The organism is Lysinibacillus sp. Ag94, from assembly GCF_023242215.1.
Lineage (GTDB): Bacteria > Bacillota > Bacilli > Bacillales_A > Planococcaceae > Lysinibacillus.
On sequence record NZ_CP096780.1, the window covers coordinates 2,252,669 to 2,269,234 of the forward strand.

At 37.0% G+C, this 16,566-nt stretch carries 12 protein-coding genes, 1 pseudogene and 1 riboswitch; of the genes and pseudogenes, 11 read left to right on the forward strand and 2 right to left on the reverse strand.

Annotated features, from left to right (window positions below; genetic code table 11):
• Window positions 1-518: 518 nt before the first annotated feature.
• The 11 genes and pseudogenes from MY533_RS10425 to MY533_RS10475 all read left to right on the forward strand — a co-directional run bounded on the left by MY533_RS10425 (window position 519) and on the right by MY533_RS10475 (window position 13,925).
• Window positions 519-2,546, forward strand: coding sequence for a diguanylate cyclase domain-containing protein (locus tag MY533_RS10425; protein ID WP_248719069.1), 2,028 nt, complete (start codon window positions 519-521; stop codon window positions 2,544-2,546).
• A gap of 191 nt (window positions 2,547-2,737) precedes the next feature.
• Window positions 2,738-3,412 carry a response regulator transcription factor gene (locus MY533_RS10430; protein ID WP_248719070.1) on the forward strand — a complete coding sequence of 225 codons (675 nt, stop codon included), beginning with the start codon at window positions 2,738-2,740 and terminating at the stop codon, window positions 3,410-3,412.
• Window positions 3,409-4,794, forward strand: a complete 1,386-nt coding sequence (locus MY533_RS10435) for a HAMP domain-containing sensor histidine kinase (protein ID WP_248719071.1) — start codon at window positions 3,409-3,411, stop codon at window positions 4,792-4,794. Before MY533_RS10430 ends, MY533_RS10435 begins: the two co-directional genes overlap by 4 nt.
• A 230-nt stretch (window positions 4,795-5,024) precedes the next feature.
• Window positions 5,025-7,850: a 2-oxoglutarate dehydrogenase E1 component gene (locus MY533_RS10440; protein ID WP_248719072.1), complete on the forward strand. Its 2,826-nt coding sequence runs from the start codon at window positions 5,025-5,027 to the stop codon at window positions 7,848-7,850.
• A gap of 93 nt (window positions 7,851-7,943) precedes the next feature.
• Window positions 7,944-9,179, forward strand: a complete 1,236-nt coding sequence (gene odhB, locus MY533_RS10445) for a 2-oxoglutarate dehydrogenase complex dihydrolipoyllysine-residue succinyltransferase (protein ID WP_248719073.1) — start codon at window positions 7,944-7,946, stop codon at window positions 9,177-9,179.
• 54 nt (window positions 9,180-9,233) lie between these two features.
• A complete protein-coding gene (locus MY533_RS10450) occupies window positions 9,234-9,392 on the forward strand; it encodes a hypothetical protein (RefSeq protein ID WP_248719074.1) in 159 nt (52 codons plus the stop codon).
• Window positions 9,393-9,602: 210 nt separating this feature from the next.
• A riboswitch (Lysine riboswitch) is annotated at window positions 9,603-9,789 on the forward strand.
• 115 nt (window positions 9,790-9,904) lie between these two features.
• On the forward strand, window positions 9,905-10,771 hold the full coding sequence (locus MY533_RS10455) for a transporter substrate-binding domain-containing protein (protein ID WP_248719075.1): 867 nt from the start codon (window positions 9,905-9,907) through the stop codon (window positions 10,769-10,771).
• A 175-nt stretch (window positions 10,772-10,946) separates the two neighbouring features.
• The gene (locus MY533_RS10460) at window positions 10,947-11,672 is read left to right on the forward strand and encodes an amino acid ABC transporter permease (RefSeq protein ID WP_248719076.1); all 726 of its coding nucleotides are present in this window, start codon (window positions 10,947-10,949) and stop codon (window positions 11,670-11,672) included.
• A gap of 12 nt (window positions 11,673-11,684) precedes the next feature.
• Window positions 11,685-12,416 (forward strand): amino acid ABC transporter ATP-binding protein, encoded by a 732-nt coding sequence (locus MY533_RS10465; RefSeq protein WP_248719077.1) that lies wholly within the window; start codon window positions 11,685-11,687, stop codon window positions 12,414-12,416.
• A gap of 414 nt (window positions 12,417-12,830) precedes the next feature.
• Window positions 12,831-13,341, forward strand: a pseudogene (locus MY533_RS10470) (transposase); the annotation flags it as partial.
• 386 nt (window positions 13,342-13,727) lie between these two features.
• The gene (locus MY533_RS10475) at window positions 13,728-13,925 is read left to right on the forward strand and encodes a DUF6501 family protein (RefSeq protein ID WP_053485867.1); all 198 of its coding nucleotides are present in this window, start codon (window positions 13,728-13,730) and stop codon (window positions 13,923-13,925) included.
• 247 nt (window positions 13,926-14,172) lie between these two features.
• On the opposite strand, the gene MY533_RS10480 is transcribed toward MY533_RS10475, so the two are convergent.
• Together MY533_RS10480 and MY533_RS10485 are read right to left on the reverse strand one after the other, a co-directional pair.
• Window positions 14,173-15,240 (reverse strand): toxic anion resistance protein, encoded by a 1,068-nt coding sequence (locus MY533_RS10480; RefSeq protein ID WP_248719078.1) that lies wholly within the window; start codon window positions 15,238-15,240, stop codon window positions 14,173-14,175.
• A complete protein-coding gene (locus MY533_RS10485; protein ID WP_132364822.1) occupies window positions 15,237-15,887 on the reverse strand; it encodes a 5-bromo-4-chloroindolyl phosphate hydrolysis family protein in 651 nt (216 codons plus the stop codon). The genes MY533_RS10480 and MY533_RS10485 overlap by 4 nt, the downstream gene beginning before the upstream one ends.
• Between the last annotated feature and the right edge of the window lie 679 nt (window positions 15,888-16,566).

A 16,566-nucleotide genomic window follows, 5' to 3' on the forward strand; every position in this document is an offset into this window, starting at 1 on the left:
ACTAGGGTAGTTAAAACAATTCCTTTAAAACATAAAGAAGAAAACTAAAATTCGTACTGGAATTAAAACCCAAAGAACTAGACGTTAAAACTATGATATCCATAATCTCCCGCTGTCTTACTGATTTTTCGACCATACCGAAAAAAGGCTAGTTTTTTTAATATAATATAACATTCATACTGCTTTATGCAATCATTTTCCTCGCTGAAACAAAAAATAAGTTTGTTAGTCAGTAAATTCTGAAAAATAAATAATTGCATAAATAGTTAAAAATTGCTTTTTATAATTTTCGGGGGTCATTAAGTCTAAAATATCATTTTTAAGAGTGGAAATACTTGAAAAGTGTTTCTTTAGAATTACGTTATTTCATCGAAAGAGGTAAAATATCAAAAAATAGCCTTAAAAGGATAAATTTTTTCTGATTCGAGAAGGGTGATTCTTTTAAATTATGCTATAATAGTATTATTGATTTTTTTGTATTCTATATTAATATTAGCGACTTATGGGGAGGTGACAGCATGGAATATCTTTTAAGCGAAGATTTATTTAATGAATTGTTTATTGGCAAAGATTTTGTCTTTTTAATGAAAAAAGTGGGAGACGATTATCAATATATTCGCTTAAATAAAGCAGCTCGAGCTTTGTTATCACATGAGGCGATTGGGAAAATGCTTTCAACCCTTACCCCAAGTCGGAAAATTTTTTCTATAATTCAAGAAAACTACAATCAAGCGATTGCAAAGCATAGTCAAGTTGATTATGTGGATTATGCCTATTATAAATCAGAAGTTCGTAAATATGAAACATCTGTTCGACCGATTAAACATAATAATGAAGACTATGTTTTAGCCATAACAAAAGAAATTCTCTATGATCGTAGCATAGAAGATAAGTTTTTATTTCTTCGCTCAATGTTTGACCATGCGTCTTTTTCTACAGTCATCTTATCAGCTGAAGGGTCTATCTATGAGGTGAACTCCAGCTTCACGGAGGACTTTGAATTAGATACAGAAACGGTTAAACAGCAATTATTCGTCGATCTACCAATTGTTCCTAAAGATGAAGTAGGGAAAATCCAGAGCTATTTACAAAGAGCAGCTATGGGCGAAAATATTGGCGAAAAATTCATCAAGCTTCATACACTGGATAAAAAAGAGCGCATGTATTTAGTTTCACTATCGCCGGTTATGCAATGGGATCATTCATATGCTATTTTTTTTCTCATGCAGGATTTCACACAATTCACTGAACAAAAAGCAGAGTTACGCTCAAAATCTCATGGTTTAGAGGTTTTTAAAGCTGCTCTAAATTCAGCAGCTTCCATTGCTGTTTTAGATAGGGATGCCAATATTCTAGAAATTAATGATTTGTTTTTAAATGCGACTGGCTTCACGGCAGAAGAGCTAATAGGTCAGCCTTATAAATTAATAGAACCTCGTTACAATGCAGAGGACTTATTACAAATAATTAAAAAAACGCTTAAAGCGGGGGATATTTGGCGAGGGGAGCTATGCTACCGTACAAAATTCCATGCTGATTTTTGGGTAGAAGCATCTATAGTGCCATTAATGAATGAATTCGGGGAGACAGAACAATATTTATCCATTAACTATGATATTACGGACAAGAAAAGAATGTTAACGGAATTGAAAAATATTGAACGCACATTCCGCCTTATTACAGAAAATACAAATGATTTAATCGTCATTACAAACGAAGATGGCATCATTATTTATGCCTCGCCTTCCTATGAGATTTTCTTAGGTTACGAAAATGTAGAATTACAAGGTCAGTTTTATAGTAACATTGTCGATGAACAAAGTAAGAAGTCTTGGCAAACATTTTTAAATAATTATTCAGGCCAAACAGAAACGCAGTTTGAGTTACTGTTGAGGGCGAAGGACGGTACGCCTGTTTGGACTGAAGGAAACGTAACAGTTGTTCATGATCCTGAACGCGAAAAAGTTTCACAAATTATGATGGTATCCCGTGAAATAACGCATCGTAAGGAACGAGAGAATGATTTATTATATTTAGCTTATCACGATACGTTAACACAACTACCAAATCGTCGTTTTTTACAAAAGGAGTCTCCGAAACTATTGGTAGAAGCGCAAGAACGGAATGAGTGTTTAGCTATGCTTTATATCGATGGGGATGATTTTAAGCGAGTTAATGATCAGTACGGCCATGACACAGGGGACGACTTTATCCGAATGTTTGGCCAAGTTTTAATTACGGCTGTACGTAACCATGATTTAGTTATACGAATGGGTGGCGATGAATTTGTTGTCGTCCTAACAGGTTTAACTCGGAATGATGAGAAGAGACATACGCAAATAATGGATATTATTAATCGCATTCGGAATGAACTAAAAAAAGGTTGGACAATCGAAAGTCATTACTTTGCTCCAACTGCTTCCATTGGTATCGCTTATTATCCGGATCACGGTCACACCTTGAATGAATTGCTAGAATTAGCAGATCAAGCTTTATATAAAGCGAAGGAAATTGGGAAAAATAATCTCTATATTACTGACGCCTAATCAATTATGTCTCGACACAATTGTAGCTGTCGCTTTGCTTTCGCGACATAAAACATTTGCTGCTGAAAGAAGTTGAAAAAGTCTGTACAAACAAGTAGTTACTTGTGGTACAGACTTTTTGTTTGATGTTATGCTATAACGGTATTATAGAGGAAACCCCTCATAGTTATTTTAGAATAGAAGGTGAAGAAATGCCTAAAAAGATACTTTTAGTGGAAGATGAGAAGCATATCGCTCGTTTTGTGGAGCTAGAATTAAAGCATGAAGGTTACGATGTATTCGTCGCATTTGATGGACGTGAAGGACTTGAGCTAGCTTCATCTGATAATTTTGATGTACTGTTATTAGATGTCATGCTTCCGGGGATAAATGGAATTGAAATTTGTCGTCGAATACGTACACAGTCAAAGGTTCCCATTATATTGTTAACGGCCCGAGATGCTGTAATGGACCGTGTAGCTGGCTTAGATGCTGGCGCAGATGACTACATAGTAAAACCATTCGCTATTGAAGAACTATTAGCTAGAATTCGTACAATACTGCGTCGGGTGACACCCGATGAAAAAATTGGGGGTTCATTACATTTTCGAGATATCGAAATAGATGTAGCGGCCTATGAAGTATTTGTTCAAGGGAACAAACTTGATTTAACGAAAACAGAATATGATTTATTAAAATTATTGATAGAGCATAAAAATAAAGTTTGTACACGAGAGCTAATTTTAACCTCTGTTTGGGGGTATGATACGGATATAGAGACAAATGTCGTAGATGTATATATTCGGCATTTGCGAAATAAACTACCGGGTGATATGAATACCTATATCGAAACCGTTCGTGGTGTGGGGTATGTGATGCGCGAATGAAAAAATTAAGGGATTATTTAGTCAATCAGTCACTACAAAAAAAATGGATGCTCACATCTAGTGCTGTTATATTTTTTAGCTATACGATTATTTGTATTGTTGTATATATTTCATTGCATACATGGCTACTTAACGACGAGGCAAGTCAAATAAAACGGGCAAGCGATGATTTGGTGTATTTTTTTGAGTCACAGGGACCTGGCCTTACGATTCAGGAGATACATCAAAATAAAGGTCTTTTAGATTCTATTAAGGATCGTGATCAAACAGTTAAATTATTTAATGTAGATGGCGAAAAGATTTTAAGTATTAATGAAAATTCACAGGTTGCACCTATTACCTCTTTAGGTGAAATTATGGAAATGACGATTGATAAAAAGAATGTCTTTGTCATAAATCAACGTATTCAGCTCGGTTTCATTCAAGGCTATATCCAGGTGATTCATCCATTATCTAAATTCGAGTCTTTGATGCATTATTTATTGACGACAATGCTAATTGCAGGCATAGGAGCATTATTGTTATCAGCATCAATTGGCTATTATCTAGCCAACTATTTGACGAAGCCGTTGCATGCATTACGTGCATCCATGAAAACCGTTATGGATAAAGGATTTAATGAGCCAATTCAATTATCTTACACGTCTCATGATGAGATTGGTGATTTATTGAAAATGTACAATGCGATGATGAATGAATTACAAATATCATTTACAAAGCAGCAACAATTTGTTGCGGATGCTTCTCATGAGTTACGGACGCCTATCCAAGCAATTGAAGGACATCTGTCCCTATTGAAAAGATGGGGGAAGGATGATCCAGAAATTTTAGAGGAATCTATTGAAACTTCATTAACTGAAATTGCACGGATGCGTAAAATGATCGAAGAATTACTAGAACTTGCACGTCGTGAAGAAAAGGACATCACAAGTGAGGCTGATGCAGTAGCTGTTATAGAAGCAGTTATAGAGGAAACAAGACTCCTTCATCCAGATGCTCGAATATTGCTGTCGAAAGATGAAGAAATAGGGCGATTATTTATAACAGAAAATGCACTTAGCCAAATTGTTCGTAATATAATAGAAAATGCAATTCGTTATTGTGAAAAAATTCCTGAGATTCAAATATCACTATCTGTTTTAGAAAAGGAAGTAACAGTAAAAATAGAAGATAATGGAATTGGTATAGCAGAGGAAAACATTCCATACATTTTCGATCGCTTTTATAGAGTTGATGAGGCAAGAAATCGTCAAATAGGCGGTACAGGCTTAGGGCTTAGTATTACAAAAATGTTACTTGAAAAATACAATAGTTCAGTGGAAGTCAAGAGTGTTAAAAATGTTGGAACCGTTTTCTTGCTGAAATTCCCGCTGAAATATTGAGAAAAATCCATGCTTTATTTAATTATTTCATCCTTTGGGAAAAAAATTGCTTAATTTGCTAAAAAGAGTTGTATTTTTTGTGAAGAGTAGTAAGATTGAGATGGAAAAAACGTTCTTTAAATAATGGTTAAGATGTCAAATATCCTTTAAAAGAACGGAAAAATATTATATAATTAATTGTAATTTAATTAATGGAACTGCCGAAAGGCAAAATTTGGAGGTCATTTTTCATGTCGAACAACGTTACAACTGTAAGTTCTCCATGGTCAGCTTTCTCTGGTCCTAACCTAGGATATGTGATGGAGCAATACGACTTATTCTTACAGTCTCCTGAAGAAGTAGAACCGGAGTTAGTATTATTATTCCAACAATTTGGTGCACCAGTAGTAGTAGAAGGTGAAGTAGCTGTAGCTAGTAATGCAGTAGCAGCTCCTGCTGGCGATTACAAGAAAGTGTTAGCAGCTGTGAAATTAGCAGATGCAATCCGTACAAACGGTCATTTAGCGGCAGATATTTACCCTTTGAAAAACCGTGAACTACAAACAGCTCAAATTGAAGAAAGCGCGTTCAACCTTAGCGCTGCAGATTTAGCTGAAATTCCTGCAGCTATCTTCTTCAAAGATGTGCCAGCAAACGTGAAAAATGGTAAAGATGCAATCGATTACTTAAAATCTGTTTATACAGATAAAGTAGCATTTGAATATAATCACGTAGTAGCAACAGAAGAACGTGATTGGATTCAAGCACAAATTGAAACAGGTTCATTTAAACAAGCATTAACTTCTAATGAGAAAAAAGCTTTATTAGATCGTTTAACTCGTGTTGAAAACTTCGAGAAGTTTATTCATAAAACGTTTGTAGGTCAAAAGCGTTTCTCTGGTGAAGGTTTAGATACTCAAATCATTCTATTTGATGAAATTTTAAAAACAGCTGAAGCAAATAACGTAGAAAAAGTACGTATTGGTATGGCTCACCGTGGTCGTTTAAATGTATTAACACACATTTTAAATAAACCTTACGATATGATGTTCTCTGACTTTGCACACGTATCCAATGAGTTATTTATCCCAGAAGATGGTCGCCTTGAAATTACGAAAGGTTGGACTGGCGATGTTAAGTACCACATGGGTGCTTCATATATGCGTGAATCTGGTATGAATGTTAAGCTTGCATACAACCCATCTCACTTAGAAGTAGGAAATCCGGTTGTTTTAGGTACAGCTCGTGCAGCACAAGATGACACTTCTAAGCCAGGGCAAGCTGTTCATAACCGCACAAAAGGACTAGGTATTCTTGTGCACGGTGACGCTGCGTTCCCAGGTCAAGGTATCGTAACAGAAGTATTAAACTTCGCTAAAACTGAAGGGTTCACTACTGGTGGTACAATCCACATCATTGCTAACAACATGATTGGATTTACAACTGAATTACAAGATTCCCGCTCATCTCTTTACTCTTCTGACCCAGCAAAAGGTTACGAAGTACCAGTTGTGCATGTGAATGCAGATAGCCCTGAGTCTGTAGCTCTAGTAGGTCGTTTTGCAGCTAGCTACCGTCAAAAATTCGGTAAAGATATTATCGTTGACCTTATCGGTTACCGTCGTCATGGTCACAATGAAACTGATGATCCAACTGTAACAAACCCTGAAACATATTTATTAGTTTCTAAACATGAGCCAGTTCGCGCTTTATACGGTGCTCAATTAGTAGCTGAGGGTGTAGTTTCTGCTGATGAGGTTGCAGCATTAGATAAAGCTATTTATGCAGAAATGCAAGCAGCTTATGATCATGTAAAAGAAATGGCCGATAAAGATGAACACAAGCATTTAGAAATGCCAGAAGAATTAAAAGTAGAATTCCCACAAATTGATACAGCAGTTGGTGTGGAACGTCTAGAAAAAATTAACGAAGAGCTTTTAGTGTTTGAAGATAACTTTGAACCACAGAAAAAACTTGGCAAAATTTTAGAAAAACGCCGTGATGCATTTGCTTCTGCAAAAATTGACTGGGGTCATGCAGAAACGCTAGCATATGCAACAATTATTCAAGATGGCACACCAGTACGTTTTACAGGTCAAGATGCACAACGTGGTACGTTCTCTCAACGTCACTTAGTATTACATGACAAAAACAACGGTAAGTTATTCACGCCACTTCACCATATTTCAGGTGCAAATGCATCATTTACAGTACACAACTCTCCACTAACAGAAGCAGGGGTAGTGGGCTTTGAATATGGGTACAATTTAGAAAATGGCAATGTACTATCAGTTTGGGAAGCTCAATTTGGTGACTTTGCAAACATGGCGCAAGTTATGTTCGATAACTTTATTTCAGGTGCACGTGCTAAATGGGGTCAAAAATCTGGTCTAGTTATTCTTTTACCGCATGGTTATGAAGGTCAAGGTCCAGAACACTCTTCAAGCCGTATGGAACGTTACTTACAAATGTCAGCTGAAAATAACTGGTTCGTAGCGAACTGTTCAAACGCAGGTAACTATTACCACTTATTACGTCGTCAAGCAGCATTATTAGGAACTGAAGGTGTTCGTCCACTTGTAGTTGTTTCACCTAAGTACTTACTTCGTCACCCATTAGCTGCAGCAAATGCTGAGCAATTAGCAAATGGTTCATTCCAAGAAGTAATTGAACAACCAGGCCTAGGTTCAAAAACTGAAGCTGTAGAACGCATTGTATTAGGTTCAGGTAAAGTAATGATCGATATTGCAGACCGTATTAAAGATGGTGAAGGCTTCGATCACTTACACATTGTTCGTGTAGAACAACTTTACCCATTCCCAAAAGAGCAAGTTGCTGGTATTATTGCTAAGTATCCAAATGTAAAAGAAGTTGTTTGGGTACAAGAAGAACCAAAAAACCAAGGTTCATGGAATTATGCATTAGAAACATTACATGAACTTTCAGAAGGTAAAAAGCTTCGTTATGTAGGACGTCCTGCAATGAGCTCTACTTCTGAAGGTGATGCAGATTCTCATAAAGCAGCTCAAGCCGCAGTTGTAGAAGAAGCAGTTGCTGAGCCTGTAAAGGTTAAATAATAATCACATATTAATTTTTGAGAGCCGGGCTACTTGCTAAGGCAGTAGCCCTTTTATGTGCACAATGCACGTTAATTAAAGGAGGAAATGAAAGTGGCTGAAATTAAAGTCCCTGAATTAGCAGAATCGATTACAGAAGGTAGTATCGCACAATGGGTAAAAAAAGTGGGCGATCGCGTTGAAAAAGGTGAATTCATCGTTGAACTTGAAACAGACAAAGTAAACGCTGAAATCATTTCTGAAGAAGCGGGAGTTTTAACTCAAATTTTAGCTGAAGAAGGCGATACTGTACTTGTTGGTCAAGTTATCGCAGTAGTAGAAGCTGGCGAAGGTGCAGCACCTGCTCCAGCGGCACCAGTTGCAGCAGCTCCAGCTCCAGCAGCGCCACAAGCGGCACCTGCTCCTGTTGTAGCAGCACCAGTTGTAGAAGAAACTACTGGTGAGCGTGTAATCGCATCTCCTGCAGCTCGTAAACTAGCGCGCGAAAAAGGTATTGACCTTGCTGCTGTATCTCCAGTAGATCCACAAGGCCGTGTACGTGTACAAGACGTAGCAGCTCATGGTACAGCTCCAGTAGCAGCACCACAAGCAGCTCCAGCAGCACCTAAAGCAGTTGCAGCTGTAGATGAATCACGTGTAACAATTGAAAAAATGAGCCGTCGTCGCCAAACAATTGCAAAACGCTTACTTGAAGTAAAACAATCTACAGCAATGTTAACTACATTCAACGAAGTAGATATGACAAACGTTATGGCTTTACGCTCTCGTAAAAAAGACCAATTCTTTGAGTCAACTGGCTCTAAACTTGGTTTCATGTCATTCTTCACAAAAGCTGTAGTTGCAGCACTTAAAAAATACCCATATGTTAACGCACAAATCGTTGGTGATGAAATTCACTTAAACAACTTCTTTGATATCGGTGTAGCTGTATCAACAGAAGAAGGTTTAGTAGTACCAGTTGTACGTGACGCTGACCGCAAAAACTTTGCTGAAATTGAAGATTCAATTGCAGACCTAGCGAAAAAAGCACGCGATAAAAAATTAGGTTTAGCAGATCTTCAAGGTGGCTCATTCACTATTACAAATGGTGGCGTATTCGGTTCATTAATGTCTACACCTATCATGAATGGTACACAAGCTGGTATCCTTGGTATGCATACTATCAAAAAACGTCCAGTTGAAGTGAATGGTGAAGTAGAAATTCGCCCAATGATGTACTTAGCCCTTTCTTATGACCACCGTATTATCGATGGTAAAGATTCTGTAGGCTTCCTTAAAACTGTTAAAGAACTACTTGAAAACCCAGAAGATTTATTATTAAATTCTTAATTCCTGAGTTTGTTAAACCCTGCGAACATTGTTTCGCAGGGTTTTTTTCTTTTTATGAAACATATAAAGAATTACTGGATAGAGGAGCTAGAGCAACGGATAGGAATTGAAGTGACGGAAAGAAAAGCTAGAGCGACGGATGAAAGAGCCGGAACGACGGATAAAGCAGTCGAAGCGACGGATACAAAAGCCAGAGCTACGGATAGGAATTGAAGCGACGGATGAAAGAGGCGAGAGGACGGATAAAGCAGCCGAAGTGGCGACCAATCATTTTCAACTTTGCAAAAGTGTATATAAGGCTTTAAAATAAAAAAACTAATATTGTAATTAGTCAGAAAAGTAATGAAATTATCTTGACGAATTAGTTTGTTTTATAGTAGTATCTTATTATCAATTAAATATACAAACCTCACATTTATCCTATTGTGAGGTAGAGGCGCGGTATTTATTAGTTCATTGTTGAGTATAAGCAAGCGAAGACGCAATGGAGAAGGAACTATCGCCGAAGTGTAAAAGGAGCTCGTACTTTTATGCTGGGTCTGCAGTGAATAAGTGCAGGACTGTCCTAGTGAATTATTTTCCAGGTTTACTAGGTTGTGCTATCTCGAATGATGGAATTATAGTGAGGATTTGGGCAACTGTTAAAAAAAGTAAGACCTAAGTTCAGTACTTAGGTCTTTTTTGGTACAGTTGTCTTATTTTTTTATAGAAAAGGGGAATGTTTCATGAAAAGAAGATTATTGGTATTAATGTTGACCTTAATGACTGCAATTTTACTAGCTGCTTGTGGTGCTAGTGATAAGAAGGAGAAGACATCGTCTAGTAATGGCAGTGCAAGTACTGAAACGGAAGAAGGTGGCGGCCAATTCCGTATTGGCATGGAGGCTGGCTATGCTCCGTTTAACTGGACGCAGCAAGGTGATGCAAATGGCGCAGTAAAAATTGCCGATAATGCAGAATATGCAGGCGGTTATGACGTGCAAATGGCGAAAAAAATAGCTGAAGGCTTAGGAAAAGAATTAGTTATCGTAAAATTGGAATGGGATGGCTTAGTACCGGCTCTACAATCAAATAAAATCGATGCAATCATTGCGGGTATGTCACCAACTGAAAAACGTAAGCAAACTATCGATTTCACAGAAAACTACTATACATCTGATTTTGTTATGGTCATTAAAAAAGGTAGTAAATATGAAAAAGCAACATCTATCCAAGATTTCTCTGGAGCGAAAATCACATCACAATTAAATACATCTAACTACACTGTTATTGATCAAATCAAAGATGTAAAAAAACAAACAGCAATGGATAGCTTCCCAGCAATGCGTGTAGCATTAGAAGCTGGAAAAATTGACGGTTATGTAGCAGAACGTCCAGAAGGTATTTCCGCTGCTGCTGCAAACGATAAATTCACGTATGTAAAGTTTGAAAAAGGTTTCGATACAGATGTTTCTAATACATCTATTGCAGTTGGTGTACGTAAAGGTGATGCAGATCTTGAAAAAATCAATGAAATCTTAAAGGGTATTTCAGAAGATGATCGCCAAAAAATTATGGAAGAAGCAATTGACCAACAACCAGCAGCACAATAACATGATTGCACGGGCTAGTTGCTAGTCCGTGCAATATCATTACATTAAATTGAAGAATAATAATGTCTTAGCTAAAAGTTTCATAAGATAAAAGAAACGAAAGGCCCAATGAAAATGGTAGATAGCTAAGACGTTTGTAACGAAAAAGCAACACGACGTTGTTAGGAGGTACATCATGAGTCTAGAATGGATTATTTCTATTGTTGAGAACAACTGGCAAATGTTTTTACGAGGTGCGTATTATACATTACTTATTTCAATTAGTAGTACAATTATTGGTGCACTTATCGGATTTTTCATCGGAATTATGCATACCATCAAAGTTCGTAAAAAGGGTGTAAAATTTTATAGCTTAAAACTCATTAATTTTATACTAACGTGCTATGTCGAATTCTTCCGTGGTACACCAATGATTGTACAAGCAATGGTTGTATTTTTCGGATTAGATATAGCATTTGGCATTGATATGCACTTTATTACGGCAGGTATTTTAGTTGTGTCATTAAATACAGGCGCTTATATGGCAGAAATCGTGCGTGGTGGTATTGTTTCAATTGATCAAGGGCAGTACGAGGCTGCATCGGCAATTGGTATGAATCATGTTCAAATTATGCTACATGTTGTATTACCACAAGTTGCCCGAAATATATTGCCTGCAACAGGTAACCAATTAATTATGAACATTAAAGATACTGCAGTTTTAAACGTTATTGGGGTAACGGAATTATTTTTCCAAACAAAGTCGATTGCAGGTAATAACTTCCGCTATTTTGAATCCTTCTTTATAGCGAGTGTTCTTTATTTAATCATGACATTCACAGCATCAAGAATATTACTGTATATTGAAAAACGTCTAGATGGACCAGATGCATACAGAAAAGAACAGAAAGAAGCGATATAGGGGGACGAACAGATGACAGTTATTAAAATAGAGCATTTAAGTAAATCATTTGGACGTAACCAAGTGTTAAAGGATGTTAATTTCCAAGTAGAAAAGGGTGAGGTTGTCTGCTTAATCGGTTCTTCCGGTTCTGGTAAATCAACACTACTACGCTGCATTAATTTACTGGAAACACCAAGTGGCGGTCAAATTATTTATAAAGGTGAAAATATTTTAGACGAAAAGCATAATATCCAAGAATACCGTACACATTTAGGTATGGTATTCCAGCAATTTAACTTATTTAACAACCATAATGTGCTTCAAAATTGTACAGTTGGTCAAATGAAAGTATTAAAGCGTTCAAAGGTAGAAGCAGAGGAAATTGCTTTAAAATATTTGCAAATTGTTGGTATGGATCAATACGTAAACGCGAAGCCAAGACAACTATCTGGTGGTCAAAAACAGCGTGTAGCGATTGCACGAGCATTGTCAATGAGCCCGGATGTAATGTTGTTTGATGAACCGACATCAGCACTGGATCCGGAGATGGTCGGTGAAGTGTTGAAGGTAATGCGTCAACTAGCGGATGCTGGGAATACAATGTTAATTGTTACACATGAAATGGAATTTGCCAAAGAAGTAGCAGATCGCGTCGTATTTATGGATAAAGGTGTAATTGTAGAGGAAGGACCCCCATCACAGGTATTAATAAGCCCTCAACATGAACGGACAAAAGAGTTTTTAAAACGAACATTAAAATAACGATCGTTTCCAATAACAAAAAAAGTGAGTCCAATGTATGAGGGCACTGAAAAAGTCTATATCTTCTCACATCGCGAGGTATTAAACGAGTAAATCGTTGAATACCTCGCTTTTTTCATTTGGCACTGTGACTCTACTGTTGTTTTCCGAAGCATTCCGCTCGCTTTCCGCGGGCGAGCGCCGAGCCTCCTCCTACGCTTCGCTTCGTGCGGGGTCTCGTCTGTCTCGCTTTCCCGCAGGAGTCGAGCGATGCTTCTCCAAACAACGCAATGTATCACACTATTATTTTAGTCACGCTTTCCTTTATAATAAAAGAACTAATGTGCAGGTGGTGCCCCCGATGATTTCAAATCAAGAAACCCTTCATTTAAGTCCATATATGGCGATCTACGATATTGTTGTGCCAAAAAATAATATACTGAAAAGGCAAATATCGAATATACTAAAGAAGAGAAAATCGCACTTGTGGCCAAGTTGAATCCTATTCTTACACAAGGACTACGAAAAGTAATAAAGATGCTGGAATGTTTGTTTGAAAGGCCGGCCATCTCGCGATAAGAAAAGCACGTACGGGTAAAAAAGGAACGAGTAAGAGTCAAAGTCAGACCTATTATTTTGACATTGAAAAATGCAAAGTATGTCCAATGAGAGAGGGCTGTTATAAAGAAGGGGCAAAAAGTAAAACATATTCTGTCACAATTAAGTCGGATACACATGCCGAACAAGAGGCATTTCAAAATACGGAAGCATTTAAGCAATTAGCCGCAAATCGCTACTAGAAGCGAAGAATAATGAATTAAAAAACGGACACAGGTACGATACGGCATCGACTGCGGGTCTATTTGGCATGGAAATTCAAGGTGCTACAACGATATTCGCTGTCAATTTAAAACGGATATTAAAGCTACTAAACGAAAATGAATAAGGAATAGAGACAGAAATAAGGCACTTCCTGTTCAAAATTGAACAAGAAGTGCCTTATTTTTATCTGAAAAAGGTTCGCTATTATAAAACCGTAAGTTATTCAGTGAGTCCAATGTATTGGGCTCACTTATTTTCTAGAATTCCATTCTGCGTATAAAATAAAGCAAATTGCAAAGGCAACGGCTAGAATAAAAAACCATTGCGGTACACCACCAAAGCTCATAGGAACACCTCGAAGTAAAAATTTTTATGATGAATATGGTTAAATAACGATAGATATGGAGAAAATATGATCTTCTATGGTTTTTTTCTCCACAAAAGTTCAAAAATATTATAAAATAAGCAGTAGACATTAGCTTCGTGCTAGTAAAGAGAGGTAGAGAGATTATGTTACATTTAAAATGGAAAGATGCTCCAACAGTACGCACAGTTACTTGTAAGCATACTAATGCATCAAAATATTTAGTTTCAAACGTATTAACAGTAGGGAAACAATATGATGTGAAAAATGAAACAGAAGAGTTCATTTTTATTATCGATAACACTGGTAATATCGGTGGCTACTATAAAGATTATTTCGAATAAGTATAATCAATTTCGCCTTGGCGTAATTGCGTCCGGATTTTGAATTGTGCCTGCACAATTTATTCCTTTTAAAAATCCGTGACATCCGCCGGAGGCTTTATTTTCATTCAGTAGGTGTTTGGAAATCCCTGAAAAGGGGGAGCTACATATGCATTCATCACCACCTTCAGAGGTGGGTGTCTTCTGCTGAATGAAAATAAAAGGGTGGTTCAGATCTGAGCCACCCTTCTTTGTTGAAAAAAGGGAATCATTCCTTCTTAAAGGTTTTTAATTCAGCTACATCCTGTAATTGCTGTTTTTCCTGTTCTGTAGCTGTATGAAGGGCAAAGACGTCTTTAATAGCTGTCTTCAGCTCATGTTGTGTTTCCTTGAATTTCGATACTTGCTGTTCAAAGGAAGGGCTCGTAAAACGATCATTTGTACGAGATAATCTTTCCTCTAGCTGTGCGTAGTGATGATCCATATGCATAGATAACATCATGGCCAACTGATTTTTCCACAATGGAATGAGCGTAACGATGGAAAATTCAATTTTTTCCGCTAATGTTTGATTAGACTGCTGAATCATGCGTATTTGTGGTGCAGTTTGTAAGGCAACTTGCTGCGATACTTGTAAGTCATAAATACGTTGATCTAGACGTTCAATTTGAGCGGCAAAATCATTAAGTTGTTGGATAGCTAGTGGCTGTTTCGTTGCTTGTACACTAGTTACTTTTTCAGGAAGCTCCACTTCAATGGCTTGCTGCTTCTTCATTTGTCCTGCTGCAATGGCGGTCGCTAACTCCTCAAAAAATCCTCTATTATGTGCATAAAGTCCTTCTAGCATTTCCACATCTCTTAGCATTTGAAGCTGTGCACGTTCAAGCTGAACACCAATTCGTTCTACCTGGATACTTATACGTTCAAACTCCGTTAATGTTTGCTTAACAGTAGGCTCAATTTTACCAAACATCTTTTTAAAAAAGGACTGCTTTTTTGGTTCTAATGCGTTAGGGTCCACACGGTCTAACGTTTGCATTAATGAGTCTAACATTTGGCCAATTTTTGTGACATCTTTTTGTTTGACTTGTGCAAGCATTCGATCAGCAAATTGGGAAAGCGATCGTTGTGAATCTTGCCCTAAAGACAGGACTGACTCGAAGTTTGTCAGGTCAAGCTGACTAGCATATAGAAGTGCACGACTTTGTGCAAGAGGCGATAGCGTATCATACGTCGCCATCGCCTCATTATTTGGAGTTGTTTCTAAATAAGATTGCACAAGTGGGGAAAGACCTTGTATTGTATTTAGTTGAAATGCGTGATCATTTGCTGTCATTTATCATCGCCTCGCCACTCCAATTGTTCTTTTCGTCTTATATTTGAACGATTCGCAAATTCTATTTCCATTTGAAGATGGTCAATATCGTTGGAAAGCGCATCCTTTAAATCAGTTTGAATCGTATCATTTAAATCTGTAAGTGTCTCTCTTGTTTTCGATAATGTAAGTTGGATTTCCTTATCCTTCACAGGCTGTCTCGATAACATCGTATATTTATCCGTTAATTCGACAGCGGAAGGGAGATGTGCATAAAAAAATTGTTCAACATTATAAAATTTTCGTGGGTCTGTTTTAACTATTTTCACGATATTTTTTGAAATACGTGTCATTTCAAGTAATTGCTTAAATGCAGAAACTGAACGTACACGTAAGTAGTTTTGACTTAATGTTTGAATATTTTTATTGGCTGCTGTAAGTTGTGATTCAATATGTTTGTATTCTTCTTTTGTTATACCTGCTATTTGCATGAATTTCTTTTTCTGTCTATATTTCAATAACGCCGTACTCGACGCATATGTTCCAGCAAACAATATACCACCAAGGAAGTATCCTGGACTTGCCGCAATTGCTGTGATAGAAACAGTTGTGAGAGAAATTAAGAAGCTAGCGGTATGTCTTGAGAAAAACTGTCCGACACTGAGCATGTTTCTTCCTCCTAGCATTTAAATATGTCTATATTCTTATACGAAATAATCGACATAAAGTTTCAATGAAATAATAATCCTTACATAAATTTTACTGCTATTTGTAAAGTTTCTCAATGATATTACTTAAGAACAAGAAAATCCTTTGCTTTATTAGGAAGAAAAGGGGATAGACGAAAAAGAAGTCAAACAAAATGTCCGACATTATTGTGTCATCTATTACTCGGGTAGGTAATAAAAGGCTATTTGGATTAATCGATTTCATTCTATATATTGTATTCAAAATTATAGTAATTCGCGAATTGCTTCACATGTTGTTAGTCAATTTATTCTCTCTTAATAGGTTAAACATTAGTATTGTTTTTTCGTCTGTTGTTGATTCCATCATGGCGTTAAAATTATTTTATAAAATAAATAAGCGTATTCGAGATTTTATTCTCAAAATACGCTTACATATCGAGTAGTGATACACGCCGATTTTAAGTCATTCATTAGATTGCTTTAATTCGATAGACTTGTCCCATCTCCCCTGTACCTTTCACAGAATTCTGAAAGGAGCTTCTTATACAAACATTAAAGGCGATCTCAGCCGCATTTTTTTCTGTAGCGAAAGCGAAGCGACAGCAACAAAAGTTTTCTGTGCGAAAGCGAAGCGACAGCAACAAAAGTTTTCTGTGCG